The sequence below is a fragment of the Ruegeria sp. genome (genome assembly GCF_965221235.1).
Taxonomy (GTDB): Bacteria; Pseudomonadota; Alphaproteobacteria; order Rhodobacterales; family Rhodobacteraceae; genus Ruegeria.
The window spans coordinates 2,505,808-2,526,964 of record NZ_CBDCRS010000004.1 but is presented as its reverse complement, the minus strand read 5'-3'; the positions used below and the strand labels follow the sequence as shown (position 1 = coordinate 2,526,964).

General features: G+C 59.4%; 17 protein-coding genes. 9 read left to right on the top strand and 8 right to left on the bottom strand.

From position 1 onward, the window contains the following. Positions 1 to 30 precede the first annotated feature (30 nt). The 6 genes from pcaD (at position 31) to ACOQOY_RS15880 (ending at position 5,656) form a co-directional block, all read left to right on the top strand. Positions 31 to 819 carry a 3-oxoadipate enol-lactonase gene (gene pcaD, locus ACOQOY_RS15905; protein ID WP_420586337.1) on the top strand — a complete coding sequence of 263 codons (789 nt, stop codon included), beginning with the start codon at positions 31 to 33 and terminating at the stop codon, positions 817 to 819. A gap of 12 nt (positions 820 to 831) precedes the next feature. Further along, the gene (locus tag ACOQOY_RS15900) at positions 832 to 1,554 is read left to right on the top strand and encodes an alpha/beta fold hydrolase (RefSeq protein WP_420586336.1); all 723 of its coding nucleotides are present in this window, start codon (positions 832 to 834) and stop codon (positions 1,552 to 1,554) included. Positions 1,555 to 1,625: 71 nt separating this feature from the next. Continuing rightward, the gene (locus ACOQOY_RS15895) at positions 1,626 to 2,825 is read left to right on the top strand and encodes a TCR/Tet family MFS transporter (RefSeq protein ID WP_420586335.1); all 1,200 of its coding nucleotides are present in this window, start codon (positions 1,626 to 1,628) and stop codon (positions 2,823 to 2,825) included. Positions 2,826 to 2,906: 81 nt separating this feature from the next. Beyond that, complete coding sequence (locus ACOQOY_RS15890; RefSeq protein WP_420586334.1) at positions 2,907 to 4,001, top strand: Zn-dependent alcohol dehydrogenase; 1,095 nt, start codon at positions 2,907 to 2,909, stop codon at positions 3,999 to 4,001. A gap of 22 nt (positions 4,002 to 4,023) precedes the next feature. Next, the gene (locus tag ACOQOY_RS15885) at positions 4,024 to 5,256 is read left to right on the top strand and encodes a mandelate racemase/muconate lactonizing enzyme family protein (RefSeq protein ID WP_420586333.1); all 1,233 of its coding nucleotides are present in this window, start codon (positions 4,024 to 4,026) and stop codon (positions 5,254 to 5,256) included. A 112-nt stretch (positions 5,257 to 5,368) separates the two neighbouring features. After that, positions 5,369 to 5,656 carry an ArsR/SmtB family transcription factor gene (locus tag ACOQOY_RS15880; RefSeq protein ID WP_420587256.1) on the top strand — a complete coding sequence of 96 codons (288 nt, stop codon included), beginning with the start codon at positions 5,369 to 5,371 and terminating at the stop codon, positions 5,654 to 5,656. Here the strand turns inward: ACOQOY_RS15880 and ACOQOY_RS15875 are convergent. After that, the gene (locus tag ACOQOY_RS15875) at positions 5,653 to 8,649 is read right to left on the bottom strand and encodes an ABC transporter transmembrane domain-containing protein (RefSeq protein WP_420587255.1); all 2,997 of its coding nucleotides are present in this window, start codon (positions 8,647 to 8,649) and stop codon (positions 5,653 to 5,655) included. The genes ACOQOY_RS15880 and ACOQOY_RS15875 overlap by 4 nt on opposite strands. 244 nt (positions 8,650 to 8,893) lie before the next feature. Here ACOQOY_RS15875 and ACOQOY_RS15870 point away from each other — a divergent pair, with 244 nt between their 5' ends. Beyond that, a complete protein-coding gene (locus ACOQOY_RS15870) occupies positions 8,894 to 9,253 on the top strand; it encodes a DUF3307 domain-containing protein (protein WP_420587254.1) in 360 nt (119 codons plus the stop codon). A gap of 10 nt (positions 9,254 to 9,263) precedes the next feature. Here ACOQOY_RS15870 and ACOQOY_RS15865 read toward each other — a convergent pair whose 3' ends face one another. The 7 genes from ACOQOY_RS15865 to ACOQOY_RS15835 all read right to left on the bottom strand — a co-directional run bounded on the left by ACOQOY_RS15865 (position 9,264) and on the right by ACOQOY_RS15835 (position 17,233). Then, positions 9,264 to 9,983 (bottom strand): hypothetical protein, encoded by a 720-nt coding sequence (locus tag ACOQOY_RS15865; RefSeq protein ID WP_420586332.1) that lies wholly within the window; start codon positions 9,981 to 9,983, stop codon positions 9,264 to 9,266. Between the two features lie 63 nt (positions 9,984 to 10,046). After that, entirely contained in the window at positions 10,047 to 11,351 is a 1,305-nt protein-coding gene (locus ACOQOY_RS15860; RefSeq protein ID WP_420586331.1) for an NAD(P)/FAD-dependent oxidoreductase, read from the bottom strand. Then, on the bottom strand, positions 11,348 to 12,022 hold the full coding sequence (locus ACOQOY_RS15855) for a TetR/AcrR family transcriptional regulator (RefSeq protein ID WP_420586330.1): 675 nt from the start codon (positions 12,020 to 12,022) through the stop codon (positions 11,348 to 11,350). The genes ACOQOY_RS15860 and ACOQOY_RS15855 overlap by 4 nt, the downstream gene beginning before the upstream one ends. Further along, a complete protein-coding gene (locus tag ACOQOY_RS15850; RefSeq protein WP_420586329.1) occupies positions 12,023 to 13,573 on the bottom strand; it encodes a trimethylamine methyltransferase family protein in 1,551 nt (516 codons plus the stop codon). A gap of 2 nt (positions 13,574 to 13,575) precedes the next feature. Beyond that, on the bottom strand, positions 13,576 to 15,978 hold the full coding sequence (locus ACOQOY_RS15845) for a GcvT family protein (protein WP_420586328.1): 2,403 nt from the start codon (positions 15,976 to 15,978) through the stop codon (positions 13,576 to 13,578). Between the two features lie 111 nt (positions 15,979 to 16,089). Continuing rightward, on the bottom strand, positions 16,090 to 16,719 hold the full coding sequence (locus tag ACOQOY_RS15840) for a glutathione S-transferase family protein (RefSeq protein ID WP_420586327.1): 630 nt from the start codon (positions 16,717 to 16,719) through the stop codon (positions 16,090 to 16,092). Between the two features lie 16 nt (positions 16,720 to 16,735). Next, entirely contained in the window at positions 16,736 to 17,233 is a 498-nt protein-coding gene (locus ACOQOY_RS15835) for a class I SAM-dependent methyltransferase (RefSeq protein ID WP_420586326.1), read from the bottom strand. 234 nt (positions 17,234 to 17,467) lie between these two features. Here ACOQOY_RS15835 and ACOQOY_RS15830 point away from each other — a divergent pair, with 234 nt between their 5' ends. Both ACOQOY_RS15830 and ACOQOY_RS15825 read left to right on the top strand, forming a co-directional pair. Then, positions 17,468 to 19,240 carry a dipeptide ABC transporter ATP-binding protein gene (locus ACOQOY_RS15830; protein ID WP_420586325.1) on the top strand — a complete coding sequence of 591 codons (1,773 nt, stop codon included), beginning with the start codon at positions 17,468 to 17,470 and terminating at the stop codon, positions 19,238 to 19,240. Next, positions 19,233 to 21,143, top strand: a complete 1,911-nt coding sequence (locus ACOQOY_RS15825) for an ABC transporter substrate-binding protein (RefSeq protein ID WP_420586324.1) — start codon at positions 19,233 to 19,235, stop codon at positions 21,141 to 21,143. Before ACOQOY_RS15830 ends, ACOQOY_RS15825 begins: the two co-directional genes overlap by 8 nt. The last annotated feature ends 14 nt before the right edge of the window (positions 21,144 to 21,157 follow it).

Sequence of the window (21,157 nt, the reverse complement as noted above, 5' to 3'; positions counted from 1 at the left end):
TTTTAACGTATGACCACAGGGGATTGAGTCATGCAAATCGCAGATTTCGGAGAGGTGCAGTTGCACTATCGGGTCGATGGTGACCCCGATGGCGCGCCTGTTGTGTTTGCCAATTCGCTTGGCACCGATCTACGCCTTTGGGACGCGATGCTGCCGCACCTGCCCGAGGGGCTGAGGATCATCCGCTATGACAAACGCGGTCATGGCTTGTCGTCGCAACCCCCGGCCCCGTATTCGATGGGCGCGCTGGTGCGGGATGCTGAGACCCTGCTCGATCATCTGAATGTTCGCGACTGCGTCTTTGTCGGCCTGTCCATCGGCGGGCTGATTGCACAGGGTCTGGCCGTGAAACGCATGGATCAGGTTCGCGCGCTGGTGCTTTCGAACACTGCGGCCAAGATAGGAACGCCTCCGATCTGGCAACAACGAATTGATGCCGTACGTGATGGCGGCATTGAGGCGCTGGCAGATGCGACGATGGAGCGGTGGTTCTCGAAGCCCTTCCGGGCGTCACCGGAACACCTGCTGTGGCGCAACATGATGGTGCGGCAACCGGTCGATGGCTATTTGGGCTGCTGCGCCGCGATTTCGGGAACGGATTTCTACACTCCCACCAGCGGATTGCGATTGCCGACGCTGGGTATCGCCGGCAGCGAGGATGGCTCAACCCCGCCCGATCTGGTGCGCGAAACCATTGACCTGATCCCCGGTTCCAGATTCGAGCTGATGCGCAAGGCGGGTCATCTGCCCTGTGTCGAACAACCCAAGGAATACGCCGCCCTGCTGCGCAGTTTCCTGTCCGATATCGGGCACATTTGAAGGAGCACGGTTTTGGCAGATTTTCTGTTAGTCCACGGATCCTGTCACGGCGCATGGTGCTGGCGCGACCTGATCCCCGCCGTTGAGGCACTCGGCCATACCGCTCGCGCCATTGACTTGCCTAGCCACGGCTCTGACCCGACACCGATTGCCAACGTCACACTGAACAGTTGCCGCGATGCGGTTCTGGACGCCAGCACTCCGCAAACAATCATCGTAGGCCATTCCTGGGGCGGCTACCCCATCAGCGCCGCGGCCGAGGCTGCGCCGGGTGCCATGCGCGCGCTGATCTATCTTTGCGCCTATGTCCCCCGCGATGGCCTGTCCATGGTCGAGATGCGCAAGCGCGCGCCCAGGCAACCCATCGTCGACGCGGTTGAGAAATCAGCAGATGGCGTATCCTACACGGTCAAACCGGACATGGTGCAGGACCTGTTTTACCACGACTGCCCCCCCGACACCGTGCCTTATGCTTTTGCACGTCTGTGCCCGCAGGCTATCGCTCCGCAGGATACTCCGCTGCCCTTATCCGAGAATTTCGCGCGTGTTCCCAAGGCCTATATCCGCGCTACAGATGATCACACGATCCCACCCGAATACGAAGAACAGATGAGCCACATCGCACCGGAAGAACTGCGAGCAGCGATCAACAGCTCGCATTCCCCGTTCTTTTCGCATCCCCGCCACCTGGCCGAAATCCTTGACGATCTGGAACAAAAACTACCGGCGGCATAACCCCACGTAACTGGCGCTTCACAGGTGCAGCAGGCGTGATAGGGTCCGGGGGAAACTCATCAACGGTTGCCATGCGTCTGCCTTTTCTCTTCGTTCTCGGAACAGTCATGATCGACGCCATGGGCATCGGTCTGGTGCTGCCCATCATGCCCGAACTGATCGTTGAGGTTCAGGGCGGCACATTGGCAGACGCCGCGATCTGGGGAGGCGTGCTGAGCACCGCCTTTGCCGCGATGCAGTTCGTGTTCGGCCCGATCCTTGGCAATTTATCTGATGCCTATGGGCGCCGACGAATCCTGTTGGTGTCGCTGTTCGTCATGTCGCTGGACTATGTGGTGATGGCCTTGGCGGGCAGCATCTGGTTGCTGCTGGCAGGGCGTATTGTCGGAGGCATAACCGCCGCAACCCACGCCACAGCCGCCGCGTTCATGGCGGACGTGTCCAAACCGCATGAGAAAGCTGCAAATTTTGGCTTGCTTGGCGCGGCCTTCGGGGTCGGCTTTGTACTCGGCCCGGTCATCGGTGGGTTACTGGCCGAATATGGCACCCGCGCACCGTTTTGGGCCGCAGCAGCCCTGTCGGCCGTGACCTTTCTGTCCGGTCTGCTGGTCATGCCCGAGACGGTTACGGACAAGACCCGCCGCGCCTTCAGCCTGAGGCGCGCCAACCCGGTCAATTCGCTGCGCGCCATCGCCGCCCTGCCCGGCATCCGCCCGATGCTATGGGTCTATTTCCTCTATTCGGTGTCGATCTACGTCTACCCCGCGATCTGGGCCTATTTCACGACCGAGCGCTTTGGCTGGTCGCCACAGATGATCGGCCTGTCCCTCGGCGTTTACGGAATCGGCATGACCGCCGTGCAAGGCGGCCTTATCCGACCTGCGACTCGCTATCTGGGTGAGCGTGTCACGATCATCTACGGTATGGCGTTCGAGATCGTCAGTTTCCTGTTGCTGGCCTTCCTGACCAACGGCTTCATCGCCCTGATGCTGATCCCGATCACGGCAATCGGAGCCGTCGTGACCCCTGCGCTCCAAGCGCTGACATCTCGCGCCACACCAGATTCGCAGCAGGGAGAGTTGCAAGGCGTCCTCACCTCTCTGCATGCGCTATCGATGGTGATCTCTCCGCTGGTGATGACGACCGTTTTTGCGCAGTTCATCAAACCAGACACAGCGTTCTACCTGCCCGGCGCGCCGTTTCTGTTGGCGATGCTGTTGATGATCGTTGGATTCGCGCTGTTTTGGCGTTCTCGCCCTGCCGTGGCGTAACAACGACGCGCTGATGACGGTTTCCGTCTTGCAGCATGAATTTTCCCGCGCCACCGTGGCGCAAAGGGAATGAGGGATATAATGCAAACGATCAAAGCTGCCGTCTGCCGGGCGTTCAAGGAACCTCTGGTCATCGAAGACGTATTGATTGCTCCGCCGGGTATGGGCGAGGTCGAAGTAACGCTGGATGCAGTGGCGATCTGCCATTCCGACATTACCTACGCCAGCGGTGCTTGGGGCGGCAATCTGCCTGCTGTCTACGGGCATGAGGCCGCCGGCGTCATCACTGCAACCGGGGAAGCGGCCGGAGATTTCAAGGTTGGCGACGCTGTGGTGGTAACTCTGGTCCGCGCCTGCGGGTCTTGTCCGTCCTGCGCTGGGGGGCAACCGACCATATGCGAAACACCTTATGACACCCTCAACGGCCCATTGCAGACCGCCGATGGCGGCCCGTTGGATCAGGCCATGGCCTGCGGAGCCTTTGCCGAGAAAGTCGTCGTCAGCCACCGGCAGATTGTGAAAATCCCGGACACCATGCCGAAAGATGTGGCCAGCCTGCTGTCCTGCGGCGTGATCACCGGGGTTGGCGCAGCGGTGAACGCCGCCCAGCTGCGCCCTGGTCAGGATGTCGTGGTGATCGGCGCGGGCGGTGTCGGCCTGAACGCCATTCAGGGCGCACGCCTTGCCGGAGCACGCCGAATCGTGGCCGTCGACATGACCGAGGAAAAGCTGGAAATCGCCAAAGAATTTGGCGCGACACACGGCGTTCTGGCGAGCCTGGAAGAACCGTGGAATGCCGCGATCAAAGCGCTGGGCGGGCGAGGCGCAGATGCCGTCCTGATCACGGTCGGCGCGATTCCGGCCTATGATCAGGCCCCACGCTATCTGGGCCGGGGTGGCAAGGCGATCATGATCGGCATGCCGCATTCGGGTGATATGTCCACCTATGAACCGGTGATGCTGGCCTCGTTGGGTCAGGGTGTAGTCGGCTCGAAAATGGGTGATGTTGTCATTCAGCGCGATATCCCGTGGATGATCGACCTCTATGAACAGGGGCGCTTGAAACTGGACGAGCTGATCTCGGGCCGCTGGTCTCTGGGTCAGATCAACGAGGCGATCGAGGATACCAAAACCGGATCGGCCAAGCGCAACGTTATCGTGTTCGACAGAAGCTGACGCGAACCGGGGAGGACACCGGATGAAACTGCAAGACCTCGACATCATCGTCACCGCTCCGCCCGCGCCGGGCTGGGGTGGGCGCTATTGGATACTGGTTAAAGTCACTACTGATACCGGGATCACTGGCTGGGGCGAATGCTACGCCTCTTCGGTTGGACCCGAGGCGATGCGCCACGTGATCCGGGATGTATTCGAACGGCACATGCTGGGCGAAAACCCCGAGAATATCGAGCTGATGTTCCGCCGCGCCTATTCCAGCGGCTTCACTCAACGCCCGGATCTGACCGTGATGGGCGCGTTTTCGGGGCTGGAAATTGCCTGCTGGGATATTCTGGGCAAGGATCGCGACCGTCCGGTTTATGCCCTGCTGGGCGGTCTGATGAACGAGCGCATCCGCGCCTATACCTACCTCTACCCTCTGCCCCAGCATAACCTGACCGATTTCTGGACCTCTGCCGAGCAGGCCGGAGAGGCCGCGGCTGAGATGGCGCGGCGCGGCTTTACAGCGGTCAAGTTCGACCCCGCCGGTCCCTACACGATCCGCGGTGGGCATATGCCTGCGATGTCGGATATTTCAATGTCGGTGGCCTTCTGCAAAGCGATCCGCGAGGCGGTTGGTGACAAGGCAGACCTTTTGTTCGGCACCCACGGCCAGTTCAACACCGCAGGCGCGATCCGTCTGGGGCAGGCACTGGAACCCTACGCGCCGCTGTGGTTCGAGGAACCCACCCCGCCCGACATGATCGAAGACATGGCCCGCGTTGCCCGCAATGTCCGCATCCCCGTCGCAACCGGAGAGCGTATGACGACCAAGGCCGAATTCGGAGCCGTTCTGCGCGCAGGGGCCGCCGAGATTCTGCAACCCGCCCTAGGTCGCGCCGGCGGCATCTGGGAAATGAAGAAGGTCGCCGCCATGGCCGAGGTGTTCAACGCTCAGATGGCACCGCATCTCTACGCGGGTCCGGTGGAATGGGCGGCCAATATCCATCTGGCCGCGTCGATCCCAAACCTGTTGTTGCTTGAGACCATCGAAACGCCGTTCCACGATCAGTTGATCAAAGGCGCGCTGCGCGTAGATGAGGGCTTTGTGACGGCCCCGACGGCCCCCGGGTTGGGAATCGAGGTAGACGAGGATCTGGCCCGCGCGCATCCCTACACCGGCGACGGGTTGCACCTGCAAATGCAGGAAAAACCTTGTGATTATGTGAACGGAAATTCCTTTCAGGGCGGCGCGCCAGCGACCGAGGGGTGACAAACCGCTCTGAATTGGGGCATATTGGCTGAACCCCAAGTTGCGAAGCAGGACGCGCGTGACCATCAAAGACCAGGACGACAAAGGCGCCCACCCAGAAGACCCCGCAGAGATGAAAGAAAGCGCTGCGCGGGCTTCGGCGTTTCTAAAAACGCTGGCCCATGAAGGTCGGCTGATGATCTTATGCCATCTGGGCGAGGGCGAAAAATCGGTTGGGCAGCTGGAAGACCTGCTGCAAATCCGTCAGGCCGCCGTGAGCCAGATGCTGGCGCGTCTGCGGCAGGAACGGCTGGTCTCAACCCGTCGAGACGGCAAGACGATTTACTATTCGCTGCAAGATGGGAATACGGCGCAGGTCATAGGGCTGCTTTACAATCTGTTCTGCAAACCGGAGACCTAGTTCGAAACGTAGCCCGCAATCACCTGCATCAGTTTAAACGCGGTCGCGGCATCGTTTTCGACCACGGCGAGGAATTCTTCTTCACCAATCCGCAAACAGGACAGGTCCGTCTCGGCAATCATGCTCAACGCACGAGGTTCCTTGCGGATCAGCCCCAGCTCTCCGACTAATGCCCCCGGGCCGACCTTAGTGATTAACTGGTCGGGGCCTTCCATCTGAGGCAGATACAGCCCTGCCTCGCCCTCGAGCACCACATAGGCACCGTCCGTCGGCTGGTCGTCTTTCAGGAAGACGATCTCACCCGGCTTGGCATCAAACCAGCGCGCACCGAAGGCCAGCAGGCGCAGCTGCCTGCGGTCCAGCCCCGAGAACAGTGGGGTCTGTTCCAACGCACGCAACTTGCGCGCAAGGTCGGCTGAGGCTGCGCTGTCTTCTTCCACTTGGGCCGGTCCTTCATCCGTGACCACCCGACCCTGCCTGATTTCGACGTATGTGTCGAATACATCCGGGTTCTCAAAGTGATCGTTCAGGTAGATCACCGTAGTGTCTGGCAACAGCGACCGGAGGTTTTTGTAGACCGCCACCTTGGTCGCCATGTCATAGCTGGCAAGCGCGTTTTCCAAGATCAGGATGTCCGGTTTCTTGATCGTGGCGCGAGTGAACGCCAGCGGCTCGGCAAAGACCGCAGGCAGGTTCTGACCGCCGATCGCAACGGGCACGTCATAGATCAGCTCGACCACCAGAGGGCGCGCTCCGTTTTCGTCCAGCACATCGACAATCAGCTTGCGCGCCTCATCCGAGCGCCCGCCGCCAATCTGGCTGACCTTACCGAACAGAACGTTTTCCATCACCGTCAGGCCGGGGGCGAACGCGTCTTTTTTGAGCGGCACGAAGACGTCATGCAGCCGCTCCATCAGCTTTTCGGAATGGCTGTGGCGCAGTTCGAGGATGCGGTTCTTGAGCTCATCCGTAAACGCAGGTCCGATCTGTTCGGCCGAAATCACGAAGGGTACGGCCAGCAGGTTGGCGAGTTGCTCGTCATCCAAACCGGACACACCCTCATTACGTGTTCGTTCGACCAGCTCCAACGCGGTTTCGTAAGTCTGCGCCTCAAGCCCCAGCTTACGGAACAGCGGGTGGTCTGTGCCATCCAGACCGAAGATCTGGCGCAGCATTTCGATCACGTCGCGGGTCAGATGCACCAGCGTTTCATCCAGCCCCAACTCTCGCAATTGACCGAGGAAAATGGTTTGGCGCGCCAGCAGTTCCTGCGTGACGGTCACGCTGGGGGTGGCAAACAAAAGGTTTTCCAAAACCGGTAAGGCCGGGTTGTACGTATCCCAATCAAAGACCAGCGCTTGCTGTTCCAGCCCGGCATCCTGCACGGCTTGTTGAACCAGCGGGCGAAGTTCGACCAGCTTGCGCGCAAGCTCCGGGTGCTCGTCTGCGTCAAAAACCTGTTCTGACCCGCGCTGGAACAAAGCCGCGCCCGAGCCCATTCCGTCAATCAGGTGCAGCCACCAATCGCGCAGCTCTGCCGGACTGTTCAGATCCGCCAAAGACGGATCAAGCCAATCGGCCCGGAATGGATCGGTGCTATTACCTGCACGTTTGGTTTCGGCAAAACCCGGCTCATCCGAATGGTCCTGCAAAGGTTTCAGGCGCATCGGCATCATGACGTTGTCACCCAGCGTTCCCTGAAACATGACCGGTCGGGACGAGGCATATCCGATCCGCGCGGCTACCACGCTCTGATGCAGGGCCGACAGGTTTTCACTGCCGACCTCGACCCGGCCCGAACTGGGCAGGATTTCCCGGGTCAGCAGTTCGGCCACAGCGCGGCGATCCTCTTCGCTGGGGGCGGCGATGCCTATGTTTTTGCCCGCAGGAAAGCTTAGGTTCAGATCGTCCAGCACCTGATTGCCGTCCATATCCCGGACCGAGACGCGGTCCAGAACGATGTCCCCGTTCAGACGCGGTTTAGATACGGGCTCGCCCTCAAACAGGTTTTCGTCCTGCATACCGGGCGGCGCAAAACGTTCGACCACCACGTCCCAGCGCAGCGACATGTCCTGAGTCTGGTTGTAATAGGTCAGCAGTTCCTTCCACGGCGAACTGAGGTCCTTGTACGCCGCCAGAGCAGCAACCAGCGCCCCCAGCGAGACCGACCCCTGTAGAACCAGCAACCCGCCGACCAGATAGAACATGAAGGGCGTCAGTTGCGAGATGAAGTTGTTGATGAACTTCATGAAGAATTTCTTCTGGTAGATCTCGAACCGAATGCCGAACAGACGCCCCAACTGTTCCGAGATCATCGCCCGACGATACCGCCAGCCGCCATTTCCGCGCAGGGTTGAAGCCCCCGCCGCGTTTTCACCAATCTGCGCCGCAAGAACGCGCACTTCTTGAATACGTTTCTTGTTCAGCAGATTGATCTGGCGTTGTAGCTTGGGAATTAACCAAGCCTGCAAAGGGATCAATGCCACGGCGGCCAGGCCGAACCAGACGCTTTGCAGAAACAGGAACGACAAGATCGTGATCATCTGCCCGGCCTGCAACACCGGTTGACTGATCGCGTCGCCCATCAGCCCGCCCATCGGCTCGCTTTCGGCAGTGATCATCGAGACCATTTCGCCCTGACTGACCCGCTCAAAATAGGGTTGAGGAAAGCGCAGGGCGCGGTTGATCAACTGATACCGGAACCGGCGCAACATACGTTCGCTCAACACACCTTTCATGGTGTTGATGCGCATCTTCATGAGACCATGCGCCAGCACAGCCGCCAGAAAGGCAAAACACAGCACCATCAGAAAAGTGGTCTGTGGCAGGGTGTATCCCAGAACGTCCACCGTGGGTGTGCTGGAACCAATTGCATCGTTGATGATGCGTTTGGGCAACTCCAGCGTCAGGTACAGCAGCGGGAACAAGGTCGATGTCACGGCCAGCAGGACCAGCTGGTCGCGTTTCGAGTACTTCCAAATAAACCGGAAAATCGTACGTTCTATGGAACCTGCCCCTGTTATGGATCACCGATCCGACCTTGCCGAAACTGTCGCAAATCCAACACCCTGAATTTACAGCAATCTCAGCCGATGACGCAAATAGTTTCCGGCATGAACATTAATCCGCCTTATGTGAACTAGTTCATTTGCGCGAAAATCATTTACCCCCTAATGTTCGCTTTAGGACGATATCGGGAGGAACACTTTGACTGCCAGCCTAGGCGCAGTGTTTTTGATGCTCTGCTTATTGCAGATCAAACATATGTTTGCGGACTATTACCTCCAGACTCCTAAGATGTTGTCCGGGCGCGGTGAGTATTTTCACTGGGGCCGTGCGCAGCATGCTGGCGTGCATGTTATCGGCTCAGTCATCGTCTTTTTGCTTTTCGGGGCGCCGTGGTCCTTCATCCTGATCATCGCCGCGCTGGAATGGATCGTGCATTTCAACATCGACTTTGCCAAAGCAAGTTATTCCGACAAAAAGAAGCTTGTGCCATCACAGGCCGCTTTCTGGCGCGCAGCCGGGTTGGATCAGTGCATGCACAACCTGACCTATATCGCGATGGTCTGGGCGTGGGTGAAATTCGCCACCTGATCGGGGCAGCTCAGGAAATGTGCGCTGATATGTCGGCCCCATAGGCCTGTAGCCATTGACGATCCAGTTCATCCAGTTGGGATGCGTCGAACCTTTCTTCCTCTTCCCAGTATCGACCCGAAGGGACGTGGTATCCCAATCTGTCTTCCGCCTGCAAAATCGCGCCCATCCCGTTTGTTGCGGGCAAGTCAGCCGCTGTCAGGTCATCCAGTTGCACAGAGGGAAACAGCAATCGGCTTTTGCCCTGCGACAGCCGGACAACGCGGCAACCTTGCACAGCGCCAAACAGGGCCAGACGCGCCGATTTCGCCTCGAGCGACCGAAGGGTGACATCGTTGCGCAATGGATCAGCCGTTCCCGTTCCGTAGAAATGGGTCTTGCCGGTGCTGGGATAGATCATGTCACAGCCGAAAAAGGCCATCACCGCAGGCTGCAACGCCGCAAGCGCCCAATATCCGGCGGTGAAAGCCATGGTACCCCCAGCATACACGAAGCCTCCAAATGCGTTTTGCACCGGGACATAGTCCTGCGCAGTGACGACTTGTTGGCCATCACCGACTTTGCCGGGGTGGTTCGCGGTCGGGAAATCCTCGGGGTAAATCAAAACGTCCCAATCGGGTCGGATGCGCCAGGCATTGTTGATCGCCACGATGTGGGTGAAGGTTCGACGAGGCCAATCCCGGGCAGCGACCGCGCCGGGGGCGCTGCCCAGAATCAGAACTCGGTTCATTGGCTCGGTCATCGCGGCCCCACATACGGTTCCTGAAGGACCTAGGCCATTGAGACGCGCAGGCTAGCCCAGAACCGAAAAACTACTTTCTTCGTTGATCGGACGTTTGCGGGAATAGAAGCCCACGTCGATCATCCGCTTGATATATGGCAGCTCGAATTGCAGCGGTTGGGCATCATGATCCGCCCCGCCCTCGCAGTATTCGATCAGGGCCGTCATCATCTTGCCCGCGATCGGCGCGTTCTTGTACTGGTTCCCGCTGGTACCACAGGCCATGTAGAAGCCGGGCAGGCTGGATTTGTCATAGATCGGAATCCAGTCGGTCGAGGCATCATACAGGTCCACCACTCCGCGCGTCTTGGACGGAATACCCAGGCTGGGAACCCGCTGCGCATAGCGCATGGCCTGCGTCGTCCATTGATCCGTGAATTCGTGGTTATAATGCACGTCATCCTCGCACCACTGATGCGGATCGCATTCGGGATCTTCCGAACCGACCAGAATGTGGTTGCCATGCTCGGGGCGGCAATAGCAGGCAATGTCGCTGTCGGACACGATGGTCCCATCGTTTTCAAAGTCGAACCCTTCCGGCGCGGGAACGTGGACGACCTCCTGCCGCAGCGGACGGGTCTCGATGGTCATGTCACCCAGCACATCGGCCATTTTGTTGATGATCGCCGAGCCCGGCCCGGCCACGTTGACCACCACCTTGGCCCGGATTTCCTCGCCCGAGGCCAGTTTGACCCCGGCCACACGACCTCCCTCGGTCAGAATCTCGACCACCTCGGCTCCGGTGCGTACCTCGGCCCCGTGCTGTTTGGCGGCATCCATCAGGTTTTGCGCCGACAAGGCCGGGTCGGTGACATATCCCGCCTGAGGCCAGAATACGCCGCCCTGCATCTTGCGTCCGTTGGGTTGACCAAACTCAGGGTCATCCATCCGTTTGGGCGGTGTAAAGCTGTCCAGCGAGTAGACCGGCAGACGTTCGGTGATTTTCTCGGGCGACCAGTCCTCGAACGGGCAATCCAGATCGGCACTGTTCTGCATGTGCTTTTCCAGCATCCCGTTGGCCTCGGATTTCATCACCAGACACCCGGTTTCGCGAAACTGCGCCAGATTGGCATCTGCGGGCAAGCCCAGATACTCGGCCCAGTCGCGCCAGTAGTGATACCCTTCCCATGCAAACGCCGTGCCATCGAAGGTCGAATAGTGCATCCGAATGATCGCGCAAGACCCCGCGGTCGAGCCATGACCGACCTGCGCATTTCGGTCCAGCGACAGAGTTTTCCACCCGGCCTTGGCCATCTCGAACGCGATGGCGGCCCCGATCACACCGGTTCCGATGATGATTGCGTCTGGTTGGCTCATTCAGAATCTCCTTCCCAATAGCGCTTTGAATAGGCGCTGAATTCTTCGATTTCGTCCGGTTGCGGCGCGACCCCGGTAAAGACGTAGAGGTAATGCGGCACCATTGACAACCGCATTTCCATCGGCTCGTTCAACTGCGCCAGATCATACCCGATCTGCATGTAATAGAGGACGCGCGCGCGGGTTTCGGCCTCGAACTCAGAGTAACCGTATCGCGCGAACATGGCGTGTAACGCTTGCAAGCGTCGCGCGTCAGACTGATCCAGCGCTCGCCGCACCTTGCCCGATTTGCGCGCCCAGTCGCGCACGGCAAAGTCCAGCGCGGTGTCGAACAGATCAGTGTTCACCACACAGCGCTGCACATTGCACACCGCGCCTGTGATGGTGTTGGCCGGGGCTTCGGCCTGCGCGATCAGCGCCGCTGTATTGGTCGCCTGCCAGCGCGCCAGCAGCGCATCCAGAAGCTCCTGCCGGGATTTGAAGTACCAGTAGAAGGACGACCGCGAGACGGCCATCCTCTCGGCCAGGCTCAGCACTTTGATCTGGTCCACCCCGTCCGAGATCAGCACGTCCATCGCAACGTTCAGCCAATCGTCGCGCGTGACCTTGACGTTGCCGACCAGCGGTTCAGCCTTGGGATCGTCCCGGTGCAGGATCGGTTTGGTGTTCATTCAACTCTCCGGCGGTGCGCCGCCTTCGGCAGTACGACGCGCAATGAAATCCTGCAAGGCTCCCAACCGGTCGCTATCGCTGTCAGGGGCCTGAAAGTTGCTCAGAATGTCCTTCCACACGCCGGTTGCGCGCCTATTGGCATCCAGTGACCCACGCTCGGTCCAGGTGCCAAAATTGGCGTAGTCGTGGACATGAGGTTGATAAAACTCGGTGTCGTATCGCTCCATCGTCTGACTGGAGGCAAAGAAATGTCCACTGGGCTCGACCTCGCGAAGGGCGGTATCAAAGCCGATTTCATCAGTGCCGGCCTGCGCCCCCGCGCACAGTTCGGCGACCATGTTCAGCACTTCGGCGTCACAGATCATCTTTTCGAAGGACACAGTCAGCCCGCCTTCGAGCCAACCGGCGGAATGGATGATCACGGTGGCCCCGGCCATGAGACACCCCCAAAGGCCAAACTGGTTCTCATTCGCAGCCTGAACGTCGTTGATATTCGCCGCCGAGCCAGCGGCGGATCGCCAAGGCAGGCCCAGATGCCGTGCCAGTTGTCCCGCAGCAAGTGACGCCTGAAAATGCGAGGGCGTTCCAAAAGCAGGCGCACCCGATTTCATGTCTACATTGCTGGTGAAGGTGCCATAACACACCGGCGCGCCGGGATTGATCAGCTGGGTCAGGGTCAGCGCCGCCAATGCCTCGGCATGAGACAATGTGATCGCGCCTGCCACAGTGATCGGTGCCATGGCCCCCATCAGCGTAAAGGGCGTAATTATCGACATCTGGCCATGGCGGGCGAAGTCGATCAGCCCTTGTGCCATCGGGATATCCAGCGTGCGCGGACTGTTCGTGTTGATGATCGTGTAGCAATGCGGACCAGCGCGGAAGTCGTCATCCGATAGCCCCCGCGCGGTCGAGAGCATCTCAAAGCAATCCATCACCTGCGGCGTACCGCGCGAGAAGAAGAACGGGAATTTGTCCGTCAACTCCATCTGCGCCTTTGTCGTAAAGTAGTGACGCAAATGGGTCGGCACATCCTGCGGCTCGACCTGAGGTGAGATCATCTGGAACACGTCGAAATGATGCGTAAGCTTCAGGAACTCCAGATAATCCTGCCCGGATGCGGGACGGCGGCCCCGTTCCAGATCTGTGGCGTTGGGGGCTCCGGCACCGGGCTGAAAAACCAATGAACCCAGTTCCAATGTGAAATCACGTCGCCGCGCGCCTGCCCGACAGGCAATTGATTTGGGGGCCGAGGCTATGGCGGCCTCGACCATGTCGCGCCCGATGAAAACCATCTCGGTGTCCTCATCTACGCGGGCGCCACCTGCGGCAAAGATCCGGCGGGCTTCTGGCAGCAGGACCTTGACGCCAAGCTCTTCAAGCGTACGCAGGGCAGTGTCGTGCATATCGGCGATCTGATCTGCCGGGAACACTTCCATCTGCGGGAACGGATTCCTGAGCTGGCGATAGTTCACGTCGCGCTGGGGCGGAGGCGCAGCTTCAGCCGCTCGCCCACGCCGCCGCCGACCGCGTTCAGAGGTTTGCGAGATCATCCTCAGCCCCTCATCGCCTTGCCCTGCGGATCGTAGGGGGACGGCGCAACCACACGCGCAGGGCGTTCGACGCCAACCACATGCACCGTCAGTTCCGTACCCGGATCGGCTTTGTCCCGGTTAACCAGCGCCATCGCCAACGACGTACCCGTGTAATGGCCATACCCCCCCGAGGTCACAAAACCTACACGTTCTCCGTCTGCCCAAATCGGCTCATACCCGCTGGCATCGGCGTCCAGCGCATCGACCTCCAACGTCACCTGAACCTGTGCCGGGCCATTGCCGTCACGTTCAGCGACCGCCGCCGCTTTGCCGACGAAATCCTTGTCCCAATCGATCCAGCGATCCATCCCGGTCATCCCCGGCGTATAAAGCTGCGTGAACTCCGCCGACCAGATGCCAAAGCTTTTCTCCAAACGGGTCGAGAGCATCGCGTTGAAGCCACATTCGCGGATGCCTTCATCAGCCCCGGCTTCAAGCAGCATCCGGCGCAGTTTGATGTGATCGCCGTAGCGGCAGTTGATCTCATAGCCCTTCTCACCGGTTACGGACATGCGCGCGACACGCGCGCGGACGAGGCCGATGTCAAAATCCCCACAGCCCATGAATTTCAGGCCAGAGATATCCTGCTCCGCCAACTTTTCGATCACGGCCTGTGATTTCGGACCGACCACGGCAAAGCCGCAATATTCCTCACCCAAATCACGAATATCGACGCCATCAATCATGTGGTCATCAAACCAGCGCTTATGCCAAGCGCGCAGGTAATAGCTGCCCATGATCCACCATGTGCCATCACCCCAGTTGAGCACGGTCAGATCACCCTTGAGCCGCCCGTTCTCACCCAGCATCGGAGCCAGCTTGGCCCGGCCCGGCGCGGGCAATTTCGAGGCCATGACCTTGTCCAGCCACGCTTCGGCATTCGGCCCACTAACTTCGAACCGCGAGAAGCCCGAGATATCCAGAAGGCCCACACCTTCGCGGATCACTTTACACTCCTCGGCCACGATATCGTGCGCGTTCGAGCGTTTCAGCGTCGGCGTTTCCTCAAACCCTTTCGGCGCAAAATACAGCGGCACTTCCAGATCCCAGCTGACACCCCACTTGCAGCCCGCCTCGGTCATCGCATCATGGGCTGGGGCCATCTTCAGCGGACGACCGGCAGGCAGTTGTTCGTTCGGGTAAGTCATCACGAAGCGGCGGGAATAGAACTGGCCCGTCGTCTCGCGGATGTAACGTTTGTTTTGAGCGAAATCGCCGTAACGTGCCACGTCCATCGGCCATGCGTCGGCCTCGGGCTCGCCGTGAATCATCCACTCGGCCAGCGTCTTGCCGACGCCACCGCCTTGCAGGAAGCCCGCCATCACCGCACAGGCCGACCAATAGCCTCGCTTGCCCGGCACGGGTCCGACCAGAGGGTTGCCGTCTGGCGAGAAGGTGAACGCGCCGTTCACCCATGTTTTGATGCCGACGTTCTGGATCGAGGGGTACCGTTCAAAGCCCAGCGTCAACTCGTTCTCGATGCGGTCGAGCTGTTCCTGAAACAGCTCCTCGCCATAGTTCCACGGCGCGCCGTCCATGGCCCAGTGTTCGTGATCGACCTCATAGATACCGACCAGAACGCCCTTCTGGTCCTGCCGCATATAGGTGAACCCTTCGAGGTCCACGGTCATTGGCATCTCAAAGTCCGCCTGCGCAACTTCGGGCACCGTGTCGGTAATCAGATAATGGTGCTTCAGCGGCGAGACCGGCAGTTCCACCCCGGCCATCCGACCCACTTGCTTGGCCCAGAGACCCGCCGCGTTGACGACGTGTTCACAGGTAATGGTGCCTTTGTCGGTCACAACCTGCCAGCCATCGGCGGTTTGCGTCAGGCTTTCGACCTTGGTTTCCTCGTAATACTCGGCACCGCGTTTCTTGGCCGCTGTCGCGTAGGCCTGCACCGTGCCTGTCGTGTCGATGTAACCTTCACGATCCGCCCACATCGCGCCCAGCACGCCATCGGTAGACATAATGGGGCAGCGCCTTTGCGCTTCTTCCGGGGACAGCAACTCACAGTCATCAATGCCGATGGACTGGAAAATGCGGTAATTGGCCTGCAACCACTCCCACCGTTCCGGGGTCCCGGCAAGGGTCAGGCCGCCTGTCATATGCAAGCCGATATTCTGACCCGATTCCTTTTCGATCTCGCTGAGCAGGTCGATCGTGTAGGCCTGCAAAGAGGCCATGTTCGGATCAGCGTTCAGCGCGTGAATGCCGCCCGCAGCGTGCCAAGAAGACCCCGAGGCCAACCGCCGCCGCTCCAGCATCACCACATCCGACCAGCCGAATTTGGCCAGATGATACAGAACCGAGGCACCCACAACGCCGCCCCCAATGACCACAACGCGATATTGCGATTTCATCCTGCTCTCCCCTGCATGACTCGGAGAGGACGCTAGACGCACTGTTCACTTCTGTCTAGACATTTCTGTACAGTTCGAGACACACATCGCCACCAGCCAAAACCAAGAGATTTAAAGCTGGGCGCTGGGCCGCGCGCCGATCTTTTCGTACCACGCCACAGTGGCCGAATTTTCCTGTGGAATCCGCGTTTTGATCACACGGGCAAAGTCGACAAAGACAAAAGCCGTGATGTCCGCCAGCGTAAATTCGTCCCCGGCCAAATAGGGGCTATCTGTCAGGCGGGTTTCCAGCAGGTCAAAGAAATGCGCGATGCGCTTGGTGCCCCGCTGTGCAAGCTCGGGAATCTGAGCGTGATTCTCGACACCCGGGAGCGCCCTGTCGGTAAAAGCGGGATGTGTATTGCGCAAGGTTTCTGCGATGGGCAAGCCGCCTTTATGCTCAGCAATACTGTGCCACATCAGAACCCTACCCCTTTCATCCGGGGTGCGCCCCATCAAAGGCGGCTCAGGAAAGCGTGCATCGAGATAGGCCGCGATGCCGAGATTTTCGGTCAGCGTCGTCCCTTCATCCGTGATCATAACCGGAACCGTCGCATTGGGATTGATCGCCCTGAACGCATCGCTCAGTTGTTCGCCTTTGGCGATCGAGACCTCGCGGGTTTCGATGGTCAGCCCTTTTTCGGCAATGAACATGCGGGCACGGCGTGGATTCGGAGCGGTCGAGCAATCGTAAAACAGCATGGAACGCTCCTGTGTCTCAGCGCCGATAGATAAAGCACCTGCCCTCAACGGCGGTAGGTGGCAGCGGCAATTCGGTCAGGCCTTTAAAATACATCCGGTCGCTGGATACCATCAATCCACCTTCTGCCAGCAGCGGCTCAATCAAGGGCGAGACGAACCGGGCAAACGCGTCGTTCTTTTCGCGATTATGCCCGCCCAAATCGGCGTGAATCAAACTGGCGGTTGCCCCGAACCGGCCCACGGCGGCCGGCAGTGTCTCGCGCACATCGCCCAAAATCACGCGGTCTTCCGGCGGTGTAGAATCCGGGTGAGAGGCGACAGCCCGTTCAAATACATATACCGGGCGATTTTTCACGTATTGCACCATGTGATGGTAAGTGCGCCCGTTGCCCAGGCCCAACTCGAACACCGGGCCGGACATGCCGCGCGTTTCGGCGATGGCGAAATCCAGACAGGCGCGCTGCGAAACCATACGGTCAATGAACAGATCGAGTCGGCTTTGGTCGTCGGACACGTGGAAATATCTCCTTGATAGTAAGTCGACTTATCAGATGTGGCCGACAGGCATTTGATGACAAATCCTCAAGACTTTGTGTAGGCAAATTGGTGTCAGTTTCACAAATTCGCGACATTTCGGCCCAAGAACGGGTTTGACTAGCGCGCACCAACCGCGCGAAACTGCACAAAAAAAACACAGGGAGTTGATCAAGCCGATGCCGACCTACGGCCGAACGGGTGGAAAACCCGCATGACTGCGTTGTTGTCCGTCCGCGATCTCAGCATCGGTTTTGGTGCGGGTGAGGCCGTCGTCCAAGGCGTGACCTTCGATGTAGAGGCCGGTCAGACGCTGGCCCTGGTAGGCGAGTCGGGGTCGGGCAAAACCATCTCGTGCCGGGCCGCTCTGCGTATTTTGCCGCGCACGGCTCAGATTCGCAGCGGTACGATTACCCTTAATGATTCCAAAGGCATGGTCGACCTGACCCAGATTAGCGAACGCGAGATGCGCGGCATTCGCGGCAACCGCGTGTCAATGATCTTTCAAGAGCCGATGCGGTCGCTCTCACCGCTGCACAAGATCGGCAATCAGGTCAGCGAGGTTCTGTGGCTGCACCGGGGTGCGTCCGAGGCTGAGGCTCGCAAAGAGGTGATCACCCAGTTCGAGCGTGTTGGCTTCCCCGACCCTCAACGGGCGTATGATTCTTACCCCTTTGAATTGTCCGGTGGCATGCGCCAACGCGCGATGATTGCAATGGCGATGGTGTCCAAGCCGGAACTTCTGATCGCGGATGAGCCGACAACTGCGCTTGACGTTACGACACAGGCTCAGGTTCTGGGACTGATCAAGGAATTGCAGCGCGAGACTGGCATGGCCTTGATTCTGGTCACGCACGATCTAGGCGTCGTGGCCAACATGGCCGAGCAGGTCGTTGTCATGCATAAGGGCCGTGTTATGGAATCGGGCGCTGCCGCGCCGATCCTGACCGCGCCCGCCCATCCCTATACCCAGCAATTGTTCAACGCGGCCCCCGAGATCCCGGACAAGGACGCGGTCGGCATTCCCATGCCCGACGAGGATCTGATCCTTGAAATGAAGGAGGTCTCCAAGACCTACACCATGCGGTCCAGTAAGGGCTGGCAGGGGGAACGCCTGATCCACGCCTGTCGCGGAGTCGATCTGAAGCTGGCCCGCGGCAAGACACTGGCCATTGTGGGTGAAAGCGGGTCTGGCAAGACAACAGCCGCCCGGATTGCATTGGGCGCAGAACCGCCGGATTCAGGGGGCGAGGTTCTGTTTCGCAGTTCGGCCTCAGACGACCCGATCACTGTTCACCACATGACCCGCGCCCAGCGCACCGCCTTTCAGCGCAAGGCGCAGATGGTGTTTCAGGACCCCTACAGCTCGCTCAGCCCTCGTATGCGGATTCAGGACGCAATGACCGAGCCGCTGGAAATTCACAAGATGGGAACCCCTGCCGAACAACGCGACAGGGCTGCCGAGATGCTGCAGCGGGTGGGCCTGAATGCAGACATGCTGAAACGCTATCCGCATGCATTTTCCGGTGGTCAGCGCCAGCGCCTGTCGATCGCCCGGGCGATGATGCTGGACCCGCAGTTGATCGTCTGTGATGAGCCGACCTCGGCGCTGGACGTGTCCGTGCAAGAGCAGATTCTGACCCTTCTCGAAAACCTTCAGGACAGTCTGAATCTGTCCTACTTCTTTATCTCTCATGACCTCGCCGTCGTGGCGCGCATCGCCGACGAGGTTGCCGTGATGCGCCGTGGTCTGGTGGTCGAACAGGCCCCGCCCGAAACGCTTTTCTACAATCCCCGCCACCCATACACCAAGGCGCTGATTGCCGCTCAGCCTGAACCTGACATCAACCGACCCATCGACCTAAAATTGGTTGCGTTGGGCGCAGGTTCGCCAGACAGTTGGGATGACGCCTTCCGATTTACCGACTCCGTGATACCTTCACTGGTAGAGATGGAACCCGGCCATAAGGTACGATGCCATGTTTAAGACCCCTCGCCCCCTGTTTCTGGCCGCCACACTGGCTGCTGCGTGGATGTTGCCTGCCACGGCAGAGGTTCCTACCCCCCAGGAAAGCGAATTCTGGGCCTCTGAGGTCAGCGCGGGCAACCTTCCGCCTGTTGCCGAACGCCTGCCAGCAGAACCACTGATTGTCGATTTGTCCGCCAAAGGGCGCGAATTCGGCACACCGGGCGGGACCCTGCGCACGATGGTGACGCGATCCAAGGATATCCGCCAGATGGTGGTTTATGGCTACGCTCGACTGGTGGGATTCAGTCAGGATTATGAAATCGTTCCTGACCTGCTGGAGTCGTTCGAGAACGAGGACAATCGCAAGTTCACCCTGAACTTGCGTGAAGGACACAAATGGTCCGACGGTTCGCCCTTCACGTCCGAGGATTTCCGGTACTGGTGGGAAGATGTTGCGAACAATCCGCTTCTCAGCCCCTCGGGCCCACCGGATTTTCTGATCGTCGAGGGCAAGACGCCGACAGTTTCCTTCCCGGACGAAACCACGGTGGTCTTTGAATGGCAGGATCCCAACCCCGACTTTTTACAGTCTCTGGCACAGGCGCGACCGCCCTTCATCTACCGCCCATCTGAGTTTCTGAAACAATATCACGAGAAATATGCCGACGCGGACGAACTGGCCTTTTTGGTCGAAGACACCCGCGTCAAAAGCTGGGCGGCGCTGCACAACAAGCTGGATAATCTGTACAAGTTCGACAACCACGAATTGCCGACGCTTCAGCCCTGGCTAAACGCGAGTTCGGGCAAGAAAATCCGGCACAATTTCGTGCGCAATCCCTATTACCACCGCATCGACAGCAATGGCGTGCAGCTACCCTATATCGACGTGGTCGAGATGGAGATCGTGGCCCCGGGCCTCGTCGCCGCCAAGACAAATGCGGGCGAAACCGACCTACAAGGGCGTGGGCTGGCATTCCGCGATGCCTCGATCCTGAAAAAGGGTGAAGAGGGCGGCAACTACAAGACCTTGCTTTGGAAAACCGGCGTGGCATCGCAGATCGCGATCTATCCGAACCTGAACTTCGCCGATGAAGGCTGGCGGAACATACTGCGCGATGTACGTGTGCGCCGCGCTCTGTCGCTGGCGATCGACCGCAAGACGATCAATCAGGCGCTGTATTTCAAGCTGGCGCAGCCGGGCGCGATGTCGGTGCTGCCCGCGTCTCCGTTCTACAATGAAGACAACGCCAAGGCCTGGGCGCAATACGATGTCGAGATGGCCAATGCCCTGCTGGACGAGGCCGGTTTGGTTGAGCGCGACAAGAACGGCATTCGTCTCTTGCCCGATGGCCGCCCGATGGAACTGATCATCGAGACCGCAGGTGAACGGCAAGAGGTCGAGAATGCCTTGCAGATCGTCACCGATACCTGGCGTGAGATCGGGGTGGATCTGGTCATGCGCCCGCTGGATCGGGACATTTTGCGCAACCGTGTATTTGCGGGCAATACCATGGCCTCGGTTTGGTTCGGCTGGGATGACGGTATCCCGCAAACCCACACCTCGCCTGCGTATCTGGCGCCGACAGATCAGGTGTTTCTCGCATGGCCCAAATGGGGTCAGTACTACCAAACCGGCGGCGACGTGGGCGAAGCGCCCGACATGCCCGAGGCCGAACGCCTGATGGAACTGGCCCATGAATGGGAAATCGCCACGACCGATGAAGAACGCAAGGCCGTCTGGACCGAGATGCTGAACATCCACGCCGACCAGCTATATGCAATTGGCATTCTGAACGGCGCGCCACAGCCAGTGGTGGTTTCCAACCGTTTGCGCAACGTCCCAGAACAAGCCATGTGGGCGTGGGAGCCCGGTGCGCATTTCGGGGTTCACCGGCCAGACGAGTTCTTCTTCGTCGACTGATCAGGAGCAGCTAA